The organism is Pseudomonas sp. BS3767, from assembly GCF_900099665.1.
Lineage (GTDB): Bacteria > Pseudomonadota > Gammaproteobacteria > Pseudomonadales > Pseudomonadaceae > Aquipseudomonas > Aquipseudomonas cerasi.
In genome coordinates, this window is sequence record NZ_FNCX01000001.1 from 1 (window position 1) to 23,744 (window position 23,744).

The following is a 23,744-nucleotide window of genomic DNA, read 5'->3' on the forward strand; positions in this document are numbered from 1 at the left end:
GCTGATCTGCGCTTCCTCAAGGATGCACTGCTCGAAGTAAACTTCGAGCTCGCCCAGGTACTGATGGGTGAGCGCCGCATTGTCGCGCACCGATGTCGGCAATTTCTCTGGTTCACTTTCAGCGCCGCACAGTGCGGTGACCGTCTGGGCGATCTGGATCCTGTGTTCGTGCTCGGCTTGCCAGTTGCGGTAAGCGGCCTGATCGGCGGCCAGTTGCATGCCCAGATCATTGAAAATGGCCAGCGGGTCATCAAGGGCGATGAGCAGTGAGCTGTGCTGGTCTTCAACGCTGCCCTGCCAGAAAACGTCAGCGCCGATTGGCGAAAACAACGGCTGGGTTTCTTCGCTGGAGGCCTTGGATATAGGAATCGCCGAGTCTGCAAAGCGGCCATCGTCAACCACATGCTCCTTATCGATGTCCGCCACCGCCTCGGCGATACGGTTCAATGGCAAGGTATCCGGCTCGGCCATGGTCATGCAGTAGCGTTTCAGATCCAGCGCTTTCATCCATGCAGAGCGGCTTGCCGGATTCGAACGCAGGTGTTCGCATGTTCGCCACGTCCATTGCAGCGGAGAAAAGGCGATGCGCAGCAGGTTGTTTCGCGGATAGAGCAGGAAGGGTTTGCCATCGTCGGCACCGCTTCGCCGGTCACTGCCAAGCTGCGCATCGGTCCAGACAATACGGCTCAGGTTGCCAGTGGCGGCTGACACCACGTACTCATGCAACGTTTCGGCAGTCTCGTCATAGACATACACGTAGCCGTCATACAGCTGGCGAAGGGTATAGCTGCGTGTTTTCAGTTTCGGCATCGCTGCCCAGCGGCTGCCCTTGAGTAGCGGTTTCAGCTTCTGGGGCGCGGTATCGTAGCGGGAGCGATCCAGCGCATAGCGCACTGGCACGATGGCGACGTCAGGTCCCCGGAAGGGACACAGGCTGGTGGCCGTGGCGGGAGTTTTGGCGAACGTTGCAGCACGTCGTTGAGTATGGGTGCCGGATTTGTCGGTCATGCGTTGCATCCCTGTCTATACGAACTTTCTGACGGTATTCATCGAGTACGGTTACGCGGAGCTCCGGGGGCAAGCGCTGTTGCTCGGTGTATTGAGCACACCAGGATTGGTAGTGGCCCTGTGGCGAGCTCGTAAAGCCAAGACCCCAGTCGTGGCAGATGTCGGCCCATGTCGCCAGTGCGTACTCGCTGACCAGCCCCCATTCAATTGCGCTGTCCACAGCACGCTTCAGCCATATTTCGATTTGATCGTCGCTCTGGTCCAGAAAGGCCAGCGAATCCTGCTTTTTGACCCATTCATAAAGGCGCTCCTCGAAGAGCCATCGATAGCAGCTTTCGAAGGCTTGCAACTGACGTTCGCTTACCAGAGAAAAAGGCGCCCGAGAGACTTTTTGCGCACGTTCGTTAACAAATGTCGTGATCGCTGGATCGAGGTTTTGTTGCCAGCTGCGCAGGGGGGACTGAACCCAGAGTTGATCGATGGGGCCTAGCGTCGAGTTCAAATGTTCAGGGTCATAGCTCGATAGCCAGTAGTGCATCACCAGCGGATCTGCGAAGCGCAGCAGGCTTGAATGACCGAGATAATCAAAGGGATTCAGGAAACGCTGCAAATGTTCAGAGACGATTTTCAAGGGCGCATTGCTGAAAAAAATGCAGGCGTCGATACGCTGTTCAGGATGTCGACGCCACTGCGCAATGAGTTCGGAGGGATGAGCCGTGCGCACAAGTACCGGGCCTAAATCCATGATCTCCGCCCACCGTGTACCGAGATAAAGCGGAGCGATCTCGATAGGCTCGTCGCACTGGTATAGCTGCTTTACGGCGTCAGGTCTCAGCAATCCGTCAATCAACAGATAATTGGCTTGATTCATTTTTTCGTTTCTTCGGTTGCTTGCGAGCATTGGCTACAAAGTGGGCTGCGTATCATTGCCTGTCGCTGTGCGGAGATCAGCATGTCACCTGATTCGCCAGCTTCTGGTCGCTCTGCATCACCTGGAAGTAGAGGGGTGGCTCCAGAGCCGTTTCCGGGGCTGCCCCCCGAATTGAGCTTTATCTGAGGCCCGGTCGCGGTCACACCACTGGCATCGATCTTGATAAAGGAGCCGCCTGCATTGAGCGTGATTTCCAGCCCCGCTTCGATGATCAATTTGTTACCGGCTTTGAGATGGATTTCCTGTCCGGCGTGGGCCAGTAATCCATCACCCACTCTGATGTGCCGGGTTCCGCCAACCGTGACGTGATCGCTCGCTTTTACCTCGGTCAGCCGGTCGCCATCCACAGTCTGATGTTCCTCGGCCTTGAGCTCGCTGTAGCTGTTGCCTTCGATCCGCTCATGCCGATGATGACCGACCCGGATTTTCTGCTCATGCTCAATGTTCTGCTCCCAGTCGCGCTGGGCATGAATGTAGATCTGCTCCTGGCCTGCACGGTCTTCAATACGCAGTTCGTTGGAACCATTGCCTCCGGGGCTGCTCAGGGTCTTGAATACACTGCGCGTCTGATGTGCTGGCAGGTCGTAGGGCGGGACGTGCTCTGCGTGGTACAGGCAGCCGCTGACCAATGGACGGTCAGGGTCGCCGTCAAGGAACGTCACCAGTACTTCCATACCGATCCGCGGGATAACCATGCTGCCGTAGTGATGACCGGCCCAACCGGACGAAACCCGTATCCAGCAGCTGCTGTGATCATTGGCCTGACCCTCCCGATCCCAATGAAACTGCACTTTGACCCGACCGTGCCGGTCGCAGTGTATTTCCTGATCTTTAGGGCCGGTGACCACAGCGGTCTGGCTGCCGAATATTCTTGGCTTGGGATGATGCCGGGGAGGGCGATACGAGGCTTGCCACGGTGTAGCGAGAAAGGTATTGCGATATCCCTGATGAAAGTCCCCCTTGTTCTGTAATGCATGGGCAGACTCCTCAAGCCCCTGCGGCTGGCGGCCCTCATGACGGACTTCGGTCAACAGCCAGAGGTCGTTCCATTCCTCGTTGGGGTGCTCGCGCAAAGGTAGAAAATGGCCGCTGACCAAGGTGGGTTGATCACTTTGGCCATCGCCCAGTCGGTAATCCTGGCGATGGCGCTCAAGTGCGCGGCTCGCCAGATGCGCTCCTCGATCCCGATGAGTGAAGCCGCCCGGGTATTCGTAGTGCTCCAGCTCCGGCCGGGCGTCGTCATATGCCGTGCCTTCCATTTTCAGAAGTGGTTTTTCAAAGTGATAATCGCGATGAGTAACGCTGTTTGTGCGTATTTCCAGGCGCAACCTGAAGCGCTTGATGACCGACTTAACCGGTACCAGGCCACTGTCCGGCTTATAGATAACCGGGTTTAGTTTCGGAAATACGGTCTGGTCATCACCAAATACCAGTTGATGCGCTGTGTGGCTGTGTTTGAAGTGATAGTGCAGGCCTTCCTCTTCACAAAGCCGCTGGATGAAGTGCAGGTCGGACTCGCCATACTGCACGCAGTATTCGCGCTCCGGGTAAGTCGTACCGAGCTGGAAGCTGTAGGCATCGCCCATCAGGTGATGTTCTTTCAATACCTGCTCAATAATCTCCTTTACAGTTCGATTCTGAAAAATACGCTGATTGGTACGATGCTTGAGCCTTGCCAGATTCGGTCGCAAGGTGACTGAGTAGTGCGTAAGACGCCTGCCGGAATCGCCTTGGGAAACCTGATCGATCACTCCATGAATGCCGTTGCCCCTTGATGTGTACTGCAGAAATGCGGGGCAATTCAGCAGGCTTTCGAGATTCAGCGATGCGCGCTCGCTGACCAGCTCAAGCTTGAAACAGAAGGGCTGATTGATAGCTTCATGGCCGGTAAATGAAAGGATTTGAAAATCATGCTCAGGGCCGTCGATGATCAGGCTGAAATAAGGTCGATCAGTGGGGTTAAGCGTCATATGGACCACCGTGCCTAGCCGGTTTATGAAAACCCCGACGATCCTGTCGAACCGCCGGGGCCGCGTAGTTATGCCGACTTAGGACTTCTCCAGTCATCAGACCCGGTAGTAGTGGCCTTTACGTGGTCCCAGGTTATTTTGCGATAGCTGAATTGAACGTCCTCCAGGTGTCCAAAGTGCGAGTTCTTCGGATCCTGGCAGTTGTGCATGTAGGACCTGATGTTGACGATGACCGCATCCTCCAGGGTGGTGGTGTAATAGTGTTCCTGCTTGCCATCGATAGACGTCCGGTACCACTTGATTTCGACTTTGCTTAGTGTTGAGCCTGAGCAAAGAGCCTCCAGAAGCAATGGCGAGGTCTTGTCGAAAATTTTCGTGACACACGCAGGACCATGAATGCGTTGGCCAGTAGGCTGCCCTGACTGAGGATCACAGGGTGTAATAATGTTATGGCTGAATGCCTGGATTATTGCTTCATCTTCATGGCCTTCCTGATAGACGTTGCCGACAGAGTCTGTTGTGAAAGCTCCTGCTGTCAGTATTTTCTGATTGGCGTCTATGACAGTCATATAGGCGGGTGTAGGCATTAACGTCCTTCCTTACAGTCGGTGGCGCCTCACAAGCAAATCGGCTTGGAGGTCGAAGCATCGCTATAACAAGTTACGTGCCAGGTATCTCTTAAGTCAGTATTGTCAGCTGGTTTGGCCGTTTGAACGGATATGAGGGTGCTGCTCGTTGTGAGTTTTTTCGAGTAATTTGTGCAAGTTTTTGCGCGCTATTTTCATTTTTTTGCGCAGCTTTCCAGGACTCTATCCAAAAATATCCATATTTTATATTTGGCCTTGTTGTATGGGAGGTCATGGGTTTTTTCAGTGCTGTTGGCAAGATGGCTGGCCGTTTAGTGGCCTCTCGTGGTTAAGTTTTAAGCAAAATACATCTGTGGATTCTGATGGGCACGCAACAGCGTATTTGGTCAATAGGTAGTTAGGTTGTTAAATATTTTGGTACATAAATTATATGCTTTCCTACATATTTTCTTCGTTTGTTTGTAAGAATTTTCCGAAAGTTTAATGTTTTCCAAGTGTCGCCTTGCTTGCTGGTTTTCATGGCGATAAGGTCTGTCTGGCTTTATGAGTGGTTGGAAAAATCGTCAACAATGAAATGCGCGCCGTGTGGGAATATGGGCAGTGGCCAATAAAGACAAACTCTCTATTCGATATCTGGATCTGGGCCGGCATCCTGTCGCAACGGGTGATTATGCAGGCGAAGACATCCGTTTTTCTACGGCGTTTGAAGCCTTGGAGCGTGAGTTGGGCGGTGCACAGGCCATTTTCGGGGAAGTGAATGTAGACTGGCTGCGGATCAGAGAGGGCTGCGAACATATTCTTTCAAACCAGTCTAAAGACTTGCGCGTCGCCAGCTGGCTGGCGTGGGCGCTATATGAATGCGAGTCTGTTAGCGGATTATCTGCGGGGCTGGGATTGATTCATTGTTTGTGCAAAGAGCATTGGCTGCTATTTCATCCCCAAAAATTACGAACACGTTCAGCGGCCATGCAATGGCTCTTGCTAAAACTCGACAATGCGCTGGGAGAAGATATTTCCATTACTCACCAGCTTCTTGAATTCCAGCAACTGCTCAGACAGCTTGATGGCCTGGATGAGATATTTAATCTGTATCTGGGAAGTGATGCCCCGTTGCTGCTGCCATTGAGAAGACGGCTCGCCCGTATGATTCAGCGCGCTGAGCAAGTTGAGAAAGAGCCTGTCAAGGTGGTGGAGCGTGTCAAGCAGGCTGCGGTCCAGTTATTTTCAAGTGACTCTTATATCGACAACGAGAAAGACGCCCAGCGGACGTTAAGTGTGCAAGAGCACTCGGTACGCAGCCTTTGTAGATGGTGGCTTAAGCAAAAAACTACAGACCCGCGAGCGTTCCGCCTGGGTCGCTCGCAGACCTGGTATGCAGTGGACAGTCTTCCTGAAAGAAACAGTGAAAAAATAACCCCGTTAAGGAGGTTGCCCGTTGACAAATTGAGCAATTACCAAGAGCGATTCGAACAGGGTCTTTACGCAGACCTTATTGTAGATGTTGAGGCAAGTCTTGCAGGGTCGCCTTTTTGGTTTGATGGTCAGCGAATGGTCTGGAACTGTCTGAAAGCCCTGGGGGGCGAAGCGGCAATGCGCGAAGTAGAAGCTCAGTTTGCTCTGCTTTTAAAGCGCATTCCAGACCTTATTGAACTTCGCTTTCACGACGGTGTGCCGTTTGCAGACACGGAGACATTACAGTGGATCGCCGCTTATATCCTGCCTACCGAGGTCCATGTCGGAAATGCATCTGGCAGCGAAAGTCAGCATGACACTTCAGAACGAAATTCGCTGTACCACGACGCACTGCCGGTTTTGCAGACAAAAGGGCTTAAAGCCGCTGTGCAATTAGTGAATGATCACTTGAACGGTATGGAAGGCGGGCGAGAGCGATTTTTCTGCAAGCTGTACATCGCACGTCTCTGTATCGATGCAAAAAAATACGAGTTGGCGAAGGTTCAACTTGAGTATCTTGATCAGGAGCTTCAATCGGCAAGCCTCCCGGCATGGGAACCCACGATATTCCTCGAGGTGTCTCGGTTGTTATATAGCTGTTATGAGCGAATGGCGCTGAACGACAAGGCCGCGGCGCGCAAAGAAGTGATTTACCAGAGGTTATGTCATCACGACCTTGAAAGATTTATTGATGGCTAACGTACAGTTTAATAAATTGAGGGGAAATGGAATGGCCAGAGAAGGCTCTGTAGCGCCCAAAGAGCGGATCAACGTGACGTTCAAGCCTGCTGTTGGTGGTGCGCAGGAAGAAATAGAACTGCCACTTAAGTTGCTGGTTCTTGGCGATTTCATACAGCGCGCGGACGAGCGAAAGCTTGAGGACCGTAAATCAATCAGTATCGACAAGAACAATTTCGATGATGTGTTGGCGAAGCAGGAGCTTGAGCTGGTACTGAATGTACCTGACCGCTTGCAGGCTGACAGCGGGGCTGACGAGCTGACTGTCAGCATCAAGGTCTCTTCAATGAAAGACTTCAACCCTGCCAGTCTCGTCGAACAGATTCCTGAGCTTAAAAAGTTGATGGAGCTGCGCAACGCCCTCATGGCGCTCAAGGGGCCGTTGGGGAACATGCCTTCTTTTCGTAAGGCCATCGAGCAGGTCATTACGGATGAAACATCGCGTAAGACCGTGCTGGATGAGCTTGGCCTGGATGTCGCCGCGCAACAGTAACATCGGACCCATTGTCAGGAATTAAGATATGAACACAAAAGCCATACCGCAGCGCGATGCAAGTGAACTTCACCTTGGAATTCTCGACCAGATTATTGCGCATACCCGATTAGAGCCTTGTGACGACGCCTATGGTATTGCCAAACGAGGGGTGGCTGCATTTATTGAAGAACTGCTGAAACCGCGTAATAACAACGAGCCGGTCAAGAAAGCGCTGGTTGATCGAATGATTACCGAGATTGACGTCAAGCTGAGTCGCCAGATGGACGAGATCATCCATCATGCAGAGTTTCAGGCGTTGGAAGCATCATGGCGCGGGCTACAGTTACTGATTGATAGAACCGATTTTCGCGAAAATATAAAAATCGAGTTGTTAAGTATTTCCAAGCAAGATCTTCTGGACGATTTTGAAGACTCACCTGAAGTGGTGCAGTCGGGACTCTACAAACATGTGTATACCGCTGAATATGGTCAGTTCGGCGGTAATCCCGTGGGCGCGATCATTGCCAATTATTTCTTCTCGCCAAGCGCTCCCGATGTGAAGACCATGCAGTACGTTTCAAGCGTTGCCTGCATGGCGCATGCACCTTTTATTGCGGCTGCAGGCCCGAATTTCTTCGGGCTTGAGCAGTTCACCGGTCTGCCCGATCTAAAGGATCTGAAAGATCACTTCGAAGGGCCGCAGTTCGCCAAATGGCAAAGCTTTCGGCAGCGGGAAGACGCCCGTTATTTCGCACTGACAGTACCGCGTTTTCTTTTACGCAGCCCCTACGAGCCTAAGGAAAATCCGGTGAAGACGTTTGCCTATGAGGAAAACGTCTCGAACGACCACGAGCACTATCTGTGGGGCAATACGGCCTATGCATTTGCTACCAAGCTGACAGACAGCTTCGCCAGATTTCGGTGGTGCCCCAACATCATTGGTCCTTTGAGCGGCGGTGCTGTTGATGACCTGCCTTTGCACCACTTCCACAGCATGGGTGAAATCGAGACCAAGATTCCGACTGAGGTACTGGTGTCTGACCGCCGTGAATACGAGCTGGCGGAAGAGGGCTTTATCGCATTGACCATGCGCAAGGGCAGTGACAATGCGGCGTTCTTTTCTGCCAGCTCAGTACAGAAGCCCAAGTTTTTTGGCAACAATCCAGAGGGGAAAATAGCCGAGCTTAATTACAAGCTAGGCACTCAACTGCCCTACATGATGATCGTCAATCGCCTCGCGCACTACCTCAAGGTGCTGCAGAGAGAGCAGATAGGTTCCTGGAAAGAACGAGCGGACCTGGAGAGTCAGCTTAACAAATGGATACGTCAGTACGTTGCCGATCAGGAGAATCCGAGTTCAGAGGTGCGTGGCAGACGACCGCTGCGCGCGGCACAGGTCATTGTCAGTGATGTTGAAGGTGATCCCGGCTGGTACCGGGTCAGTCTAAATGTTCGTCCTCATTTTAAATACATGGGTGCCGACTTTACGCTGTCGCTGGTCGGCAAAATGGATAAAGAGTAGATCATCGATTGATGATGAATCCAAAAGGTAGCCTCTTTCAACGCCTGGCAGGTGACACCTTGAAACAACAGTCTTTTGACAGGGAAGAGCAGTTAATGATGTTGATATCGGCTCATCTGACCAAGATGCTGGGTACGCGAGCCGGTAGCGTAAAGATGCTGCCTGATTATGGTTTGCCTGACTTGAACAATAGGGGGCTCAGCCTTGACGATACGCTGAGGCACTCTCGCATGATCATCGAAAAGATGATTCGTACATATGAACCACGATTATTCGATGTTCACGTAACGTTGGAAAAACACGAAAGTTGTCTGCTGAGGCGAACATTCTCGATCGGTGCGGCTCTGGACATTGCAGGTGTAAAGAAGTCTGTTCGATTTTCTGCACTGCTCGGTGGCGACGGTAAAATAAGTATTGTTTGAGTAAGTTTTTCCCCTCGCGAAGCGGTGCGCCGATTATCTATCGGTTTTACACCCAGATTTTTCATTATCGATTTACGACCGGCCAGGTAGAAAGAACGGTGTCATTTAACCACTATTATCAAGAAGAATTGACGGCTCTTCGAGAGTCTGGACGTCGGTTTTCCGAGCGTAATCCGGCGTTGGCTCCTTTTTTAGGGCAGGCGGGCCAGGACCCGGACGTAGAACGTTTACTCGAGGGAGTTGCTTTCCTGACGGGCCGTTTGCGTCAAAAACTGGATGAAGACTTACCTGAGCTGACCCACTCCCTCATGCAGTTGTTATGGCCCAATTACCTTCGACCTCTGCCCTCGGTGAGCATGCTTCAGTTTGACGCTCTGGACGGCTCCGGCCCGGGTTTCGTGGTGGAGCGAGCAACACCTGTAGAAAGCGAACCAGTGAATGACCAGGTGTGCCATTTCCGTACCTGCTTTGCCACTCAGGTATTGCCGTTGAAACTGACTCACCTCTATTGTTCGTCAAGCGGGGGCGGGACAACGCTGAAGCTGTGTCTGGCGATCAATGGAGACAGCCATTTAGGCGAGGTAAAGTTCAGTCAGTTGCGTTTGCATCTGGCGGGTGAGCGTCGCATCAGCCAAGCCATTTACTTCGCGATGATGCAGAAGCTCAAGGGCATCACATTATTGCCTCTTGATGCGATGGGCGATCCGTTACTGACCTCTTCAGGCAAAGCGATCGAACTGATCATTCCTGTGGAACACGTGAAACCTGTAGGCTTCGCTGAAGAGGAGTCGTTGATTCCCTACCCACTAAATACCTTTCGGGGCTATCGCTACCTGCAAGAGTATTTCTTTTTTCCTGAGAAGTTTCTTTTTGTCGATGTTCTCGGTTTAGATGTCATTCACTCATTGACTGACGATTTGCTGAAGCGCGCGTGCGGGCTACAGCTTGTTTTTGATGTGCAAGGGAAAGACATGCAACCCCTTCGCCCTACCCTCGAAAACATCAAGCTTTACTGCACGCCGGTCGTGAACCTGTTCAAACAGGATGCCTTGCCCATTCTTGCGGATGCCCGGCAGGACGAATATCTGCTCATTCCTGCGCATTACGCACACGGCGGTTGTGGTGTGTACTCGGTCGATAAGGTTGTTGGCTGGCAGCCTGGAGGGCTGGGCTATCAGAATTACGTACCCTTTGAATCGTTTGAACACGACGCTGCGGTCGATGTGGATAGTAACTCGCCTTACTACAGCGTGAGGCATCGTACTTCCATACAGCACAAAGGGCTCGATACATTTTTAAGCTTCGGTCTTCGAGCTGGGCGAACTGACGAGACAATGTCCATTGAGATGACATGCACTAACGGTGACCTCCCGTGGCAAATCAAGGCAGGAGGCCTCTGTAAACCATGTGAGGGCACCCCTGACTTTTTGCGCTTCAGAAATATATCGCCTGCCACAAAAACATTTGCGCCACCCATGGATGGAGATTTTTTCTGGCGTGTGATCAGCAACATGTCGCTCAACTACCTGTCGCTCGAAAATATCGAAGCACTGAAAGTGATTCTCGAAACGTACGATTTGCCTCGGTATTACGATTCGCAGGCAGAGAAAGTCAGCAAGCATCTCTTGGGCGGGTTGAAGTCCATTCGTCACCAACATATCGACTGCCTGCACGACGGGCTGCCTGTAAGGGGAGTCAGGACGGAGTTGACCGTCGAACCTGACGGCTTTGCAGGAGAGGGCAGTTTGTTCTTGTTCGCCTCCGTCCTAAACGAATTCTTTGCGCTCTATGCGAGCCTGAATTCCTTTCACGAACTGCATGTAAAGAGCACACAAGGTGGAGGATACGAATGGGCACCGCGCATGGGCATGCAACCGCTGCTTTAGCCAGGCTGAGTCAGGACATACGGCGGTACTCTGTTTATCAGGCGATACCACTGATTCTCAATACTTTACGTGAAATTCATCCAGGTACGGATGAGCGCCGCGTTCATGATTTTCTCGAGTTGCGGGCAAATCCGGGTCTTGGATTTCCTGGCAGTGATATTGAATGTATGGAGCTTTTTTACGAGCAGGGTCAGTTGCATGTACGACTTGATCTCAATGTGATGAGCCTGGTCGGCTCCGGCTCACCGTTACCCGCTTTTTATGCTGAACAAGCCTTGGGTGAGCGGGATAAGCCTAATGTGACTCGCGATTTTCTGGATATCTTTAATCGTCGATTGCAGATGTTAATGCTCCCCGTATGGCGCAAGTATCGCTATCACGCCATGTTTACCCGTGGCGCGACAGATTCGTTTTCCGAACAGCTGTTCGCACTGATCGGCCTGCACGGGCAGCGTATTCGCGAAACTCCCGAATTGAACTGGAAACGGCTATTGCCCTACCTAGGACTTTTGAGCCTGCGCGCTCATTCGGCCGCCTTGATCGAGTCTGTGCTTCGTTATTACTTCAAGCACGCACAGTTGTTTATCGAGCAGTGTGTTGAGCGAACCGTCGAGATCAGCTGCTCTCAGCTTAATTGCCTTGGAAAAACCAATCACCGATTGGGGCGCACTGCGGTGCTGGGTAGCCGGGTGCCTGACCGGAGTGGCAAGTTCCGCGTTCATGTGAAACAGCTCGACTGGGAACGTTTCCACGAATTTTTACCCGTCGGTTCTGGCTACCGTCCGTTGGGCGCCCTTGTGCGATTCACGTTACGCGACCCGCTGGACTACGACGTCTGTCTTGAGCTGCGCCATGAAGACATCAGAGAACTGCGCATTGGCCAGTCGAACACCTGTCACCTGGGCTGGACCACCTGGCTCGGGCGCGAGCATGCGCAGGGTCTGGTCACGCTCAACAGACCGATACATTAAGGACGACTCATGATCGATGTAGATTTGCAGCAACTCGTCAATGCCCTCGATGCGCCTACGCGTGGAGAACTGGAGGCAAGCGCCGAACGCTGCGTTTCGAGAGGCAGTAGTAAAATCCTGGTCGAAGACCTGTTGCTTGCCCTGCTGGAACGACCTGATGGAATGCTATCCCGTGCGCTCGTAGACGCTGAGGTCGGGGCCGACGAACTTGGAGGCTTTCTTCATCCGCCAATCGAACACAGTGCGACCCGGAGCCCGGCATTTTCTGCCGAACTTGTTCAATGGCTTCAGGACGCGCTGTTGATTGCCAATCTGGATCTGGGCCAAAGCCTGATTGATCAGGCTGCGTTGATTCTTGCCTTGTTGCGTAACCCTTTGCGCTATGCCGAACGTCCATACCAGCCATTATTGGCGAAGATCAACATTGAGCGCTTTCGTGATTACGCCCTTGCCGAACAAGTGCCGGACGTAACAAAACCGTCAGTGAGGCAATGTGACTCGCTGCTCGAACGCTTCACTCATAATCTGACGCAGCAGGCCAGGGATGGGTTGCTTGATCCCGTGCTGTGCCGTGATGACTGTCTGCGTCAGATGATCGATATCCTGTCTCGTCGACGCAAGAACAACCCCATAGTGGTGGGCGAGGCGGGTGTCGGCAAGACTGCGGTTGTCGAAGGGCTGGCGCTTAAGATCGTTCACGGTGAAGTCCCCGATCTATTGGAAAACGTTGAATTACTGTCTCTGGATATGGGGCTGCTCCAGGCGGGTGCCAGTATCAAGGGCGAGTTTGAGCGTCGCTTGAAGGGCGTGGTTGACGAGGTCAAATCCTCGTCCAGGCCAGTTATTCTTTTCATCGATGAAGCCCACACACTCATCGGCGACGGTGCGCAGGCGGGTGGTTCGGACGCGGCCAATCTGTTGAAGCCGGCGTTGGCACGCGGAGAATTGCGGACCATTGCAGCGACGACGTGGGCCGAGTACAGACAATATTTTGAAAAGGATCCGGCGCTCGCACGTCGCTTTCAACCGGTCCGGGTGCCGGAGCCGACAGTCGAGCAGGCCATCACCATTCTGCGCGGGCTTGCTCCGCTATATGAACGTACTCACGGTGTGCATCTGCGCGATGATGCCGTAGTTGCGGCCGCCAGGCTTTCGGCGCGCTATCTCACCGGGCGCCAGCTGCCGGACAAGGCAATCGATCTGCTTGATACAGCTTGCGCTCGCGCACGAATCGGTCTGATCGCCGTACCTGAGCGTCTAGAACATCTACGAAGCGAGATGGCACGTCAGCAGAGGCATTTCGAGGCAATACGGCGTGATGCCAATGCCGGGATGTCGGTTGATGACAAGGCAGTGGATACGCTGACTTCCAATCTGTCATTGATGCGGAGCGAGGCTGCAGCACTGGAGTTCAGATGGACTGATCAACGGGCAGCCGTCGAGCGTCTGCTGGAACTGCGCAAGCAACTGGCTGAACGAACAGCACTGTCGGCTGATGCGGGTGAGAGTGAGTCCATACGTTCGCTTGAGTCCGAGTTGACCCAGGTTCGACGGACCCTGATCGATATTCAGATGAGCGACCGTCTCGTGAGCTTTGAGGTATGCCCCAGGCTGATAGCTGAAGTAGTGGGTGGCTGGACCGGTATTCCCGTATCGCGCCTTGCTCAGGAGCACAGCCCGGCAATCAACAGCTTTTCCTCAGAACTGCGCATGCGCATCCGTGGTCAGGAGCAGGCGATGCTGACCATTGAAAAGGCTGTCCGTGCATCGGCTGCGGGGTTGAATGCACCCGGCGCCCCGACAGGTGTATTTCTTCTGGTTGGACCCAGCGGAGTGGGCAAGACGGAAACAGCCATTGCTCTGGCTGATCTGTTGTATGGCGGCGAACGTTTTCTCACGACTATCAACATGTCCGAATTTCAGGAGAAGCATACCGTTTCCCGATTGATCGGTGCCCCTCCGGGCTACATCGGTTATGGCGAAGGGGGTATGTTGACCGATGCCGTTCGATGTAAACCCTATTCGATCATTCTCCTTGATGAGGTGGAGAAGGCTGATCCGGATGTACTTAATCTGTTCTATCAGATTTTCGATAAAGGCACGGCCAACGATGGAGAGGGCCGGGAAATCGATTTCCGTAACACACTCATTCTGATGACCTCCAACCTGGGTGCCGATCTGATCCACGCAAGTTGCCACGAAGGCAGACGACCTGATGTCACAGAGCTGAAAACCCGGCTGAAACCGATACTGAGCGCGCATTTCAAACCGGCATTGCTGGCCAGAATGCGGGTTGTGCCTTATTACCCGATCATGGGGGCTGCGCTGCGTGAACTGGTCGAACTAAAGCTGATTCGTCTTGGCGAGAGACTTGAATCCCGTGGTCTGACCTTCAGTTATTCGCATGATCTGGTTTGTCATCTGCTTGAACAGTGTACGCAAGACGGCAGCGGCGCCCGGCTGATCGATCAGTTACTGGAGTCCAGTCTGACCCCCTTGATAGCAGACCGTTTACTCGACGCCATGAGCCGTGGTGACAGGGTCGTCAGGGTTCACGCAACACTCGACAGCTCAGGTGGTGTTGTCTGTGAGTTCGAATAAGGTGGCCTCGTCCTTTCATTTGCTACACGACCCATCAGGCTATGCCCAAACATTGGTTTCGCAGTACTCGGCTCTCTCCCGGTCAGCCGATAGCCAGTCGCTGCAGCATGATTTTGCACTCTCTGCTGCGGAGCTCAGCGACTGTCAGGCAAGCCAGTTGTTTCTACTCGATGCGCGTCACAAACACCTCTGCCTTGTTGCTGAAGTCGTTGACAGTGTCATTCAGCCTGATCAGAAAACGACTTCATTTAAAGACTACCGGGACGAGCCTTTACTGCAGTTCTCTCTGCTTCAGAACCGGGTTGTCAGCGTGCCGGAAATCAGCAGCAGTCTTCACAGGACCAGCTTCCTACCGGTAGGGGCGCAAGAGTGGACGTCACTGCTGTGCGTCCCGCTGCACAATCATGAGCGGATAGCCGTCGGGGTCTTGATATGTGCGAGCAGGCGCTCTGAAGAATTGGAATGCTACGCAGAATCGCTAGGCGCGCTGGGAACGTTCGTGATTTCCCGATTATCCGTTCTGCAGTCATCACCCAGGTCTGTGTGCGCGAAGCTTAATCCGCGCAGGTGCATCTCACCGGAAGGGCGTTTTGGACTCATGGGGCGTAGCGCAGCCCTGGAAAGAACCACCCATCTTCTGAGCAAGATTCTCGACAGCACCTGCACAGTGTTGCTGACGGGTGAGACCGGGACAGGCAAGGAGATAGTGTCTCGTGCCATTCACGAGCACGGACCTCGTCGCTCCAAGGCGCTCGTTGTACAGAATTGCGCTGCCTTTCCAGAAGCTCTTTTGGAAAGCGAACTCTTTGGTTATCGCAAAGGCGCGTTTACCGGCGCTGACCGTGATCGGCGTGGCCTGTTTGACGAAGCTGATGGCGGCACGCTGGTACTAGACGAAATTGGCGATATGCCGCTGCAATTACAAGCAAAGCTTTTGCGGGTGTTGCAGGAGGGCGAGATTCGTCCGCTGGGCGGCAATGAAGTTCGCAACGTGGATGTGCGAATCATCGCTGCTACTCATCGTCATCTACCGACACTGGTCGCCGAAGGGCGCTTTCGAGAAGACCTCTATTACCGTTTGGCGCAGTTCCCCATCGAACTTCCTCCGCTACGTCATCGCGTGGAAGACATCGAAATACTGGCCCGGCATTTCTCCGACAAGGCTTGCCAGAACTCACAGCGAGAGCCTGTGCAGTGGTCGGAAACCGCATTGAGTGCGTTATCGGGATATGCCTTTCCTGGAAACGTTCGAGAGCTGAAGGGGTTCGTCGAGCGAGCAGTGTTGTTATGCGAAGACGGGGAGTTGCGACCGGAACACTTTCCCATGGCCGCCGATTCGACAAGCCATCCGGTTGGTTTTTCACTGCGTGAACGCATCGAGCAGTTCGAGCGTGGCGTTCTGCTTGAGAGTCTGCGCGACAGCGGCGGTAACCGGAGCCTTGCAGCGCGTACGTTAGGGGTGTCGCGGCGCACGCTGCTTTATCGGCTGGCACATCTGAAGATCGGCGCTGCTCATGGACGGCGTACCTAGCCATTCAATAATCACATTTAGTTAATTTCCTGTCTGGAGACGTTCCAATGAACTTTCATTGTTGGCGCATTGTGCCTATCACATTCGTTGCGCTGATTTGCCTCGGGGGGTGCAAAGGTCATTTCAAGTTCAGTGATGATCAATACCGCGCGTTGGGCAGTCCAGAACCCACCGGCCGCCTGGATGTATTACGGCAGGATTCGATTCCTCAAAAACAGATGTCAACGCCGCATGCCTTTTCGATTGCTGCCCTACGTCAGGATTTTCAGGAATGATCTCCGTGAGCGCTTGCGTTGCCCGAGGCTTCCAGAAGGTACTGATAGTACTCCTGGTTTTGATCTCAGGTTGCTCCGCACTATCGCCGTACTCAACGCAAACACGTCTGGATATCAGACTGAGTGCCGATGACCGACTGAATCCCGATGTGAATGGCAGACCGTCTCCGGTTGTTTTCAAGTTGCTTGAACTTCGACGTCCCGTCACGTTTGAGAGTATGGATTTTCTCTCGCTTTATAAACGTACCGGGCAGGCGTTGGGAAATGATCTGGTGGCCAGCGAAGAGTTTGAGCTTCGTCCCGGCGACAGTATTGAGTTGAAGCTGAAGCTGGATGACAGCAGTCGTTATATCGCTGTGCTCGCGGCTTATCGGCACTTGTCCGAAGCCCGCTGGCGTCAGGTGATTCAGATCGCCCCTAACCAGCAGAACAGTGCCGTTTTCATGTTGAGTGATTCCGGTATTCAACTGGAAGACAGCCCAACTGACACAGGAAGTCCGTTATGAATCAGCACAAGGTTATCTGGCAGGAAGGCATGCTGCTTCGCCCGCAGCACTTTCAGCATCATGATCGTTACTACGACCATCAGTTGCGGCTTCGTACTCAGTTGGCAGGCGCTTACAACTGGGGCTTTACAGCCTTGGAAATCGATCCGCAATTTCTGGGGGCGGGGCAAATCGTCATTGCCCAGGCCTCGGGCATTCTGCCGGATGGCAGTGTCTTTGATATACGGGGCCATGAAACTCCTTTGGCGCTGGACATTCCTCCCACTACTTCAAACGTCTCGGTGTATCTGGCACTGCCGATCGTGGCGGGCAACTGCATTGAGTCTCGCAGTCACGAACAGCCGGATGTGGTAGCACGGTTTACAAGCTATTCAGCGAGCATCCGCGATTCAAACGCGGGTGAAGACCGTTTCACGCCTGTGTTGTGCGCGCGTCCAGAGTTCCGATTGTTAATGGGCGAGCCCCAGGGAGAGCATACCTACAGCATGCTCAAGGTCTGCCACGTTCTGATCTGCAGTCCTGACAAGTCGCTTTCGCTGGACCTCGAATTTTCACCTGCCTTCATCAGCGCCAGTGGCTCCCGCTATGTGATGTCGTGCCTGAGGGAAGTGGCGGGTCTGCTGAATCACCGTGGGGACGTGATTGCCGAGCGTATCGGTGTTCGCGGTCAGACCCGTGGCGCAGAGGCGAGCGATTTGATGATGTTGCAACTGGTCAATCGAAATGCATTGGTTTTTCAACACTATCTCAATATTCGAAGCGTCCATCCTGAGGAGCTATACCGTGCACTGCTATCGCTGTTGGGTGAGTTATCGACATTTGGCGATGAGAGCAGACGTCCTGGACTGGAAGGTACTTATCAGCACAGTGACCAGGGCGGCACATTCAGAGGCGTAATGTCTGCGATTCGACAGATGCTGTCGATGGTTCTCGAGCAGCAGGCCCAGGAGTTCGAGTTACAGCCCCGGCAGTATGGTGTTCTGGTTTCGCCTCGGGTGGATCGTGAGCTACTGGGGGACGCGTCATTCATCATTGCTGCCCGCGCAGATTGCGATGCCGAAGAACTGCGTCTGCGACTGCCTTCGCATCTTAAAGTCGGCTCGGTAGAACGTATTCGCGAGCTGGTGAGCCTGCATTTGCCAGGTTTACGCATAAGACCACTGCCTGTGGCGCCTCGGCAAATACCTTTTCATGCTGCCAAGAGCTATTTCATTCTCGATGTCGATGACCGGGAACAGACCGGGATCGATCAGTCAGGAGGATTCGCTTTCCATGTATCAGGTGAGTTTCCCGGGCTTGAACTGCAGTTCTGGGCGATCAGAAATTGAACAGGGTGGCGGATATGCAAAGCGGCCTCGAAGATCATTTTGCCTTCGAACGGGACAATACCGGGTCAGGGAATGGCTATTTCACCGACACCCACAATTCGGATCTTTTCGAAGGTCTGCAGGAGCAGTTGCTGTACAGCACTCGGCGAGTATCTGAAAGACAGGTCGGTAGCCACGTCAATCCACTGGTTTCTGCAGCAGGTGAATTGCTGGCTCAGGTGGCGAAGCTGGGTACAGCGAAAGACGTTGGGGATATCCATCTTCTGAACGTACAGCTTTCCGACCAGGTGAAACTGTTCGAAGCCAGGGCACGGCGGAACGCGATAGCAAACGAGCACCTGCTGGCTGCGCGCTATGTGCTGTGTACGGTAGTGGATGAGGCTGTGCTGAACACGGTTTGGGGTAGCCAGAGTGACTGGTCGAAGATCAGTCTGCTCAGCCGTTTTCATAGGGAAACCTTCGGCGGCGAAAAATTCTTTCAACTGCTTGAAAAACTCTCCGCAAACGCTTTCAGGCATCTCTCGATGCTCGAGTTGATGTACCTGTGCCTCGCACTCGGTTTTGAGGGGAAATACCGCTCTCATCGTCGCAACGGCAACGAGCTGGAAGATATCCGGCATAACCTCTATCTGCAGATAAAACACGTAAGAGGCGATGTTTCGCGAACGCTTTCACCTCACTGGCAGGGCGCACGCTCCGGCGCTGCTGACCGGCTGCGCATTATGCCTGCGTGGCTGATTGTGTTGTTCACCGCTATAAGCCTGACCGCGCTGTATTGCGGATTTGCCTGGGTCCTCGGCGAGCAGCGTGAGGCGGTACTCAAGCCTTATCAGTCAGCGGATGCGGTAGTCATCGAGCGGCGGTCTTGAAATGAGAGATGCAGTGAAAACCTTGTTTAAAAAACTCATGACGCTATTGGGCAGCACCTGGTTCTGGTCGCTGCTGTTGATACTGACGCTGGCCGCCTGTATCTGGATGTTCGGTCCCCTGCTGGCGATGGCCGATAACAGGTTCTGGGAGAGTCCTGTTGTGCGTCTGGCAACTATCAGCGTGTTATTGCTGATCTGGGGCCTCGGGGTTGTATTTTCCAACTGGCGCAGCGGCTGGCAAAAAAGGCATGCGCAGGACAGCCACGAAGGTCAAGAGCTTCTGCGTAAGGCTGTTGCTGTGGAGAAAGAGCGCCTGGAGCTTGTGGGCCGGTTCAAGCATGCCTTGCGCGTGCTCAAGGATTCGGACCTGTATGGGGTATTAGGCGCTCGGGGCCGAAATGAGCTGCCGTGGTATGCGGTGATCGGCCCGCAGGGTAGTGGCAAGACCAGTCTGCTGGATTTTTCCGGGCTCGATTTTCCCTTGGACAGGCGCGGGCGCAGGCTGACGCACGATATGCGCAGCACCAGCAGTTGTGGCTGGTATTTCACTGAGCAGGCAGTTCTGCTGGACACTTCCGGGCGCTATCTCCAACAGCCCCTGCCCGAGGTCGACGGCAGCGCATGGAGCACGTTATTGGAGTTGTTGCGAAACCGCCACCGCGCGCATCCACTCAGCGGGGTGCTGGTGACACTGCCGGTCGACACTTTGTTTGACGAGCAAGACAAGCGCCTGGAAAAAATCGCCGAAGACGTGCGTGCCCGCCTGGACGACGTATTTCATCAGTTGCATGTCGATGTGCCGGTTTATCTGGTACTCACCAAGGCTGACTCGATAGCGGGCTTCGACGCCTTTTTCGATCAACTCTCCCGGGAAGAAAGTGAACAGGTCCTGGGCACTACGTTTCGGCAGGGCGAGCAAGGCAGTAATATCGATGTCCTCGGCAAGGCGTTCGATGCCTTGCTGCAGCGCCTTGGCAGTCAGGTTATTACCCGCATTCATCAGGAGCGGGACAGCCGACGCCGAGGAGAGATGCTTGAGTTTCCCAACCAGCTTGGAGGCATCGCATATCGACTGAGCGTCTTTGTCGAGCTGGCATTTTCCGGGAATCGCTATCAGCGGGCCAGCCAGTTTCGTGGATTTTATCTGACCCGAGCGCCGCAAGTTGTTCAGAACGATCAGCCATCCGATGGGGAAAGCGATACCGGCTCACCGACCTGCTATAGCGGAAAGGCGCGATTTATTCATGATCTGTTAAGACATGTGATTTTCCCTGAGGCTGATCTTGCGGTTCTCGATAAAACAGCACGCCGAAAGATTCAGTGGCGCCAGCGGGGTATGTGTTGCGCGGCGCTGTTGTGCCTGTCTGTGTTCGGCGTGCTGTGGGCGACCGGTTTCAATGCCAATCACGACAGGCTGGAAAGGCTGCGGGTTCTGGGCGAGCAGTGGGCGCAACAACGATCGTCGCTAGGCGCCGAGGACGATCTGCTGACGGTCCTTGATAGCTTGAACACGCTTTATCTGGCAGCCCGAGTATTTCCGGATGGCGATGAGGTCGTTCTGTATGAACGCAGTGGCCTTTATCAGGGCAAACCTGCCAACGACGTTCTGATGCACACCTATCATGCCGAATTGCAGAGGCAGTTGCTGCCACGCGTGGCCCACATGATCGAGGCGCGCATAATGGCTAGCCTGGGGGATCGCGAGCAGTTGTTGGACAGCTTGCGTGCCTACCTGATGCTGGTCAAGGACGAGCACCGGGAACCCTCTGCACTGAAAACGTGGGTAGCGACCGACTGGTCAGTCCGTTATGTCGGTCATGAGCAGGCTCAGAACGAATTGGCTCAGCATTTCGAGCGTTTGCTTGCACAAACCTTCGCCTATCCGGTAAACGACGCGCTGGTGGCACAGGCCCGACAGGTACTTCGCAACGAGTCCTTTGCCAGCATTGTTTATCGAGTGCTGCGTGAAAGGGCGCGCGCACTCCCGGACTACAGTCTGGCTCACCATGTCGGCCCTCAGGCAGGTTTGTTGGCGGGTACTGAGTACCGAATCCCCGGACTCTACACCCGCCACGGTTATGAGCAATATTTCGTCACTCGTGGCACGGGTCTGGTGACCGAACTCATGCATGACAATTGGGTTCTGGGTGAGGGTGCGCAGCTCAATGCACAACAGCTGCGGGTGCTGATGGTCGAACTGGAAAAGCTGTATTTCCGGGATTATGCCGATTATTGGGCCGAGGCAATCGGACGGGTTTCGCTGCAACCCTTCGAGGGGCCAGGTGCGGCTGCGGTGCAGATGGCCGGGCTGACGGCAGCCCATTCGCCGTTGTTGCAATTACTGATCGAAGTACGTGAAAACACGCTTTTTCCCGTCCTTGCAGACAGTCTTGACGCGATGAAGGCTGAAGCTGATATGGCTGTATCGCGACCATCGCCACTCACTCAGGTGGCCGCGATTGGCGATAAGATTCAGCAGACGGTGACCGTCAGTCTGCCCGGGACGGCAAAGAAATCGTTGCAGCGCCGCTTTGATCCCTTACACCGTTTACTGGACGGCGATAATGGTCCGACTCCCGAACTGATTGCCGCATTGAGCGCGATCAATGAATTGCAGATGCAAATGGCTGCTTTGGGACGCTCCGGTCAGCCCGATCTTGCTGCCTACGAGATGGCAAAGGGACGAATGTCCGGACAGCGGGATGCACTGAGCAACCTGCGCAACGCGGCGACCGGCCTGGCGCAGCCTCTGGGCGGGTTGTTCCATACGCTCGCGGAGGATACCTGGAGCTTCGTGCTGTATCAGTCTCATCAATACCTCAACCAGCGCTACAAGGCCGAGCTTTACAGTTTCTACGAGCAGTCTCTCGACAAGCGCTATCCGTTTTATGCACACAGCAGCAGTGATGTGGCGCTTAATGATTTTCGCGAATTCTTCGGCTCGCAGGGGATAGCTGATCGCTTCTTTGATAATTACCTGAAGCCCTTCGTCAATGGCGATCCGGGGAGATACAAACTGCGCAGCATTGACGGCTACAGCCTGCCCATGAGCCGTGCCTATCTGGATCAGATGGCGGGTGTGCATCGAATCCGCAAAAGTTTCTTCGCCCATCGCACCCAAGAACCGCAGGTGCAGTTTACCCTCGAACCCTATACGCTCGATCCAGGTGTTCGCCGCGCAGAGTTCCGGCTAGGCGAGCAGTCACTGGAGTATCGACATGGTCCCATCGTGCCGACCTTGTTCAAATGGCCTGCTGATGCTGAAGAAGGGCGTACGAGTCTGGTGATGGAAGGGATGGTTGGAAGGCCACTGGGGATTGAGAAAAGCAACGGTCCCTGGTCGCTGTTCCGCCTTCTGGATCTGATGCAGACCGAGCCTTTGAAAGGGCGCGATGTTCTGCTGCTCAAGGCCGACGTGGGCGGGATGCGCGCCGACTATCTGTTGTCGAGCCAGCGGGCACCCAATCCGTTTGATATGAGTGCGCTACGCGATTTTCGTATGCCTGCGCAGCTGTGATGCCATTGAATGGACTTGAACGCTGATTAATTGAAAGGACCTCGCATGCTCAATCTGGATTGGCTCAGCAACCACATGCACCACAGCGACACGATGGCGCTGTGGCTCCATCGGCAGTTCGATTACGAGTTTGCATCGCAATCACTCGCTGACTGGCAACTGGACTTTTCTCAAGGACAGGCAAATGGTAATTGGAAGTGCCTGATTGCCATGGAGGATGGTGAGTTGCTGGGCGGTGCATCGCTGGCCAGCGACGATCTGGCCGAGCGTCCGGATCTTGGGCCTTGGCTGGCGTGTGTTCTGGTAAAACCGGAAGTGCGAGGCAGGGGCGTTGCAGGACAGTTGATCGACGGTATTTGCAGTCATGCAAGGTCTGTCGGTATCACCACGTTGTATCTGCATACCCATGATCAGCACAGGTTCTACGGCAAGCGCGGTTGGCGGATGTTGGAGCGTATTGAGGCGTGGGGCAAGGAGCACTATCTGATGTCGCGGGATCTCTAGAGATCCTGTGTTGTATCGGTATTTGGAGCGCTTATCGGCACGGGGATGAGTCTTGCGTTCAGGGTGACGCGGAGCGTCACGAACTGCATTCCCACGCGGAGCGTGGGGACGATAATCATTGCTCGAAACTCCGTTTTCTTGCCGAAGAAATACTCAGCGTTAGCCCTGTTTGTCAGTCAACCAACTGCACCAGACTCGGCTCCATCCCATCTGAATTCATTTCAAGTATTGCCAGCGTCACCGGCAGTTTGAAACGCCGCCGTCCGGCGCTGCCAGGGTTCAGATACAGCGTGTCGCCGCGCCAGTCTATGAGGGGTTTGTGTGAATGGCCGGTCACGACCAGTTTCACGCTGTCATCCAATAACGCTGGAACGTCGGCGATGTCGTGTACCAGCAGGACTTGCCAGCCGTCGATGTCGAAGCGCAAGTGATCGGCAATGGGGGTTGCCCAGTCTGCATCCATGTCGTTGTTGCCGCGCACAATGTGTAGTGGGGCGATGGCGGTCAGTTGCTCGACGATGTCCTGGCTGCCGATGTCACCGGCATGGATGATCTGTGCGCAGCCCTGTAGCGCAGCGATGGCTTCAGGACGGAGCAGTCCGTGGGTGTCGGAAATCACACCAACTTTCATACGGGGGCCTCGGGTCTGGG

General features: G+C 54.1%; 19 protein-coding genes. 14 read left to right on the top strand and 5 right to left on the bottom strand.

Annotated elements, in window-relative coordinates:
• From BLR16_RS00005 to BLR16_RS00020, 4 genes are all read right to left on the bottom strand, one after another.
• The coding region (locus BLR16_RS00005; RefSeq protein ID WP_368086293.1) for a toxin VasX at window positions 1–1,008 on the bottom strand (1,008 nt) is incomplete at its 3' end.
• The gene (locus tag BLR16_RS00010) at window positions 911–1,879 is read right to left on the bottom strand and encodes a DUF4123 domain-containing protein (protein WP_256332856.1); all 969 of its coding nucleotides are present in this window, start codon (window positions 1,877–1,879) and stop codon (window positions 911–913) included. The genes BLR16_RS00010 and BLR16_RS00005, both read right to left, overlap by 98 nt.
• Window positions 1,876–3,909, bottom strand: coding sequence for a type VI secretion system Vgr family protein (gene tssI / locus BLR16_RS00015; RefSeq protein ID WP_003434282.1), 2,034 nt, complete (start codon window positions 3,907–3,909; stop codon window positions 1,876–1,878). The genes BLR16_RS00010 and tssI overlap by 4 nt, the downstream gene beginning before the upstream one ends.
• A gap of 68 nt (window positions 3,910–3,977) precedes the next feature.
• Window positions 3,978–4,496 (bottom strand): Hcp family type VI secretion system effector, encoded by a 519-nt coding sequence (locus BLR16_RS00020; protein ID WP_003434281.1) that lies wholly within the window; start codon window positions 4,494–4,496, stop codon window positions 3,978–3,980.
• A gap of 600 nt (window positions 4,497–5,096) precedes the next feature.
• Here BLR16_RS00020 and tssA point away from each other — a divergent pair.
• The 14 genes from tssA (at window position 5,097) to BLR16_RS00090 (ending at window position 23,093) form a co-directional block, all read left to right on the top strand.
• Window positions 5,097–6,647, top strand: coding sequence for a type VI secretion system protein TssA (gene tssA / locus BLR16_RS00025; protein ID WP_032609640.1), 1,551 nt, complete (start codon window positions 5,097–5,099; stop codon window positions 6,645–6,647).
• 31 nt (window positions 6,648–6,678) lie between these two features.
• Window positions 6,679–7,179, top strand: a complete 501-nt coding sequence (tssB, locus tag BLR16_RS00030) for a type VI secretion system contractile sheath small subunit (RefSeq protein ID WP_003434277.1) — start codon at window positions 6,679–6,681, stop codon at window positions 7,177–7,179.
• 28 nt (window positions 7,180–7,207) lie between these two features.
• On the top strand, window positions 7,208–8,683 hold the full coding sequence (gene tssC, locus BLR16_RS00035; protein WP_003434275.1) for a type VI secretion system contractile sheath large subunit: 1,476 nt from the start codon (window positions 7,208–7,210) through the stop codon (window positions 8,681–8,683).
• 11 nt (window positions 8,684–8,694) lie between these two features.
• Window positions 8,695–9,105: a type VI secretion system baseplate subunit TssE gene (tssE, locus tag BLR16_RS00040; RefSeq protein ID WP_080376665.1), complete on the top strand. Its 411-nt coding sequence runs from the start codon at window positions 8,695–8,697 to the stop codon at window positions 9,103–9,105.
• Between the two features lie 98 nt (window positions 9,106–9,203).
• On the top strand, window positions 9,204–10,991 hold the full coding sequence (gene tssF / locus BLR16_RS00045; protein ID WP_074807473.1) for a type VI secretion system baseplate subunit TssF: 1,788 nt from the start codon (window positions 9,204–9,206) through the stop codon (window positions 10,989–10,991).
• Complete coding sequence (tssG, locus tag BLR16_RS00050) at window positions 10,955–11,962, top strand: type VI secretion system baseplate subunit TssG (RefSeq protein WP_074807477.1); 1,008 nt, start codon at window positions 10,955–10,957, stop codon at window positions 11,960–11,962. Before tssF ends, tssG begins: the two co-directional genes overlap by 37 nt.
• A gap of 9 nt (window positions 11,963–11,971) precedes the next feature.
• Window positions 11,972–14,563, top strand: a complete 2,592-nt coding sequence (tssH, locus tag BLR16_RS00055; protein ID WP_074807481.1) for a type VI secretion system ATPase TssH — start codon at window positions 11,972–11,974, stop codon at window positions 14,561–14,563.
• Complete coding sequence (locus BLR16_RS00060; RefSeq protein WP_080484333.1) at window positions 14,550–16,094, top strand: sigma-54 interaction domain-containing protein; 1,545 nt, start codon at window positions 14,550–14,552, stop codon at window positions 16,092–16,094. The genes tssH and BLR16_RS00060 overlap by 14 nt, the downstream gene beginning before the upstream one ends.
• Before the next feature lie 47 nt (window positions 16,095–16,141).
• On the top strand, window positions 16,142–16,369 hold the full coding sequence (locus tag BLR16_RS00065) for a hypothetical protein (protein WP_044310880.1): 228 nt from the start codon (window positions 16,142–16,144) through the stop codon (window positions 16,367–16,369).
• Window positions 16,366–16,875 carry a type VI secretion system lipoprotein TssJ gene (gene tssJ, locus BLR16_RS00070; RefSeq protein ID WP_054081526.1) on the top strand — a complete coding sequence of 170 codons (510 nt, stop codon included), beginning with the start codon at window positions 16,366–16,368 and terminating at the stop codon, window positions 16,873–16,875. Before BLR16_RS00065 ends, tssJ begins: the two co-directional genes overlap by 4 nt.
• Window positions 16,872–18,203, top strand: coding sequence for a type VI secretion system baseplate subunit TssK (gene tssK / locus BLR16_RS00075; protein WP_074807484.1), 1,332 nt, complete (start codon window positions 16,872–16,874; stop codon window positions 18,201–18,203). The genes tssJ and tssK overlap by 4 nt, the downstream gene beginning before the upstream one ends.
• A 14-nt stretch (window positions 18,204–18,217) precedes the next feature.
• Window positions 18,218–19,072 carry a type IVB secretion system protein IcmH/DotU gene (gene icmH, locus BLR16_RS00080; RefSeq protein ID WP_074807487.1) on the top strand — a complete coding sequence of 285 codons (855 nt, stop codon included), beginning with the start codon at window positions 18,218–18,220 and terminating at the stop codon, window positions 19,070–19,072.
• 13 nt (window positions 19,073–19,085) lie between these two features.
• A complete protein-coding gene (gene tssM, locus BLR16_RS00085) occupies window positions 19,086–22,589 on the top strand; it encodes a type VI secretion system membrane subunit TssM (RefSeq protein WP_074807490.1) in 3,504 nt (1,167 codons plus the stop codon).
• A gap of 45 nt (window positions 22,590–22,634) precedes the next feature.
• The gene (locus BLR16_RS00090) at window positions 22,635–23,093 is read left to right on the top strand and encodes a GNAT family N-acetyltransferase (RefSeq protein ID WP_003369114.1); all 459 of its coding nucleotides are present in this window, start codon (window positions 22,635–22,637) and stop codon (window positions 23,091–23,093) included.
• A gap of 172 nt (window positions 23,094–23,265) precedes the next feature.
• Here the strand turns inward: BLR16_RS00090 and BLR16_RS00095 are convergent, their stop codons facing one another.
• Window positions 23,266–23,724: a metallophosphoesterase family protein gene (locus tag BLR16_RS00095; RefSeq protein ID WP_003434265.1), complete on the bottom strand. Its 459-nt coding sequence runs from the start codon at window positions 23,722–23,724 to the stop codon at window positions 23,266–23,268.
• Window positions 23,725–23,744: the final 20 nt, after the last annotated feature.

What these genes read in the sequence shown, in the direction of transcription:
- icmH (WP_074807487.1), top strand. Translation starts at nt 18,218, where the DNA reads ATGCAAAGCGGCCTCGAAGATCATTTTGCCTTCGAACGGGACAATACC.
- tssB (WP_003434277.1), top strand. Translation starts at nt 6,679, where the DNA reads ATGGCCAGAGAAGGCTCTGTAGCGCCCAAAGAGCGGATCAACGTGACG.
- tssE (WP_080376665.1), top strand. Translation starts at nt 8,695, where the DNA reads ATGATGAATCCAAAAGGTAGCCTCTTTCAACGCCTGGCAGGTGACACC.
- tssK (WP_074807484.1), top strand. Translation starts at nt 16,872, where the DNA reads ATGAATCAGCACAAGGTTATCTGGCAGGAAGGCATGCTGCTTCGCCCG.
- tssJ (WP_054081526.1), top strand. Translation starts at nt 16,366, where the DNA reads ATGATCTCCGTGAGCGCTTGCGTTGCCCGAGGCTTCCAGAAGGTACTG.
- BLR16_RS00010 (WP_256332856.1), bottom strand. Translation starts at nt 1,879, where the DNA reads ATGAATCAAGCCAATTATCTGTTGATTGACGGATTGCTGAGACCTGAC.
- BLR16_RS00090 (WP_003369114.1), top strand. Translation starts at nt 22,635, where the DNA reads ATGCTCAATCTGGATTGGCTCAGCAACCACATGCACCACAGCGACACG.
- BLR16_RS00065 (WP_044310880.1), top strand. Translation starts at nt 16,142, where the DNA reads ATGAACTTTCATTGTTGGCGCATTGTGCCTATCACATTCGTTGCGCTG.
- BLR16_RS00095 (WP_003434265.1), bottom strand. Translation starts at nt 23,724, where the DNA reads ATGAAAGTTGGTGTGATTTCCGACACCCACGGACTGCTCCGTCCTGAA.
- tssC (WP_003434275.1), top strand. Translation starts at nt 7,208, where the DNA reads ATGAACACAAAAGCCATACCGCAGCGCGATGCAAGTGAACTTCACCTT.
- tssH (WP_074807481.1), top strand. Translation starts at nt 11,972, where the DNA reads ATGATCGATGTAGATTTGCAGCAACTCGTCAATGCCCTCGATGCGCCT.
- tssI (WP_003434282.1), bottom strand. Translation starts at nt 3,909, where the DNA reads ATGACGCTTAACCCCACTGATCGACCTTATTTCAGCCTGATCATCGAC.
- tssG (WP_074807477.1), top strand. Translation starts at nt 10,955, where the DNA reads ATGGGCACCGCGCATGGGCATGCAACCGCTGCTTTAGCCAGGCTGAGT.
- BLR16_RS00020 (WP_003434281.1), bottom strand. Translation starts at nt 4,496, where the DNA reads ATGCCTACACCCGCCTATATGACTGTCATAGACGCCAATCAGAAAATA.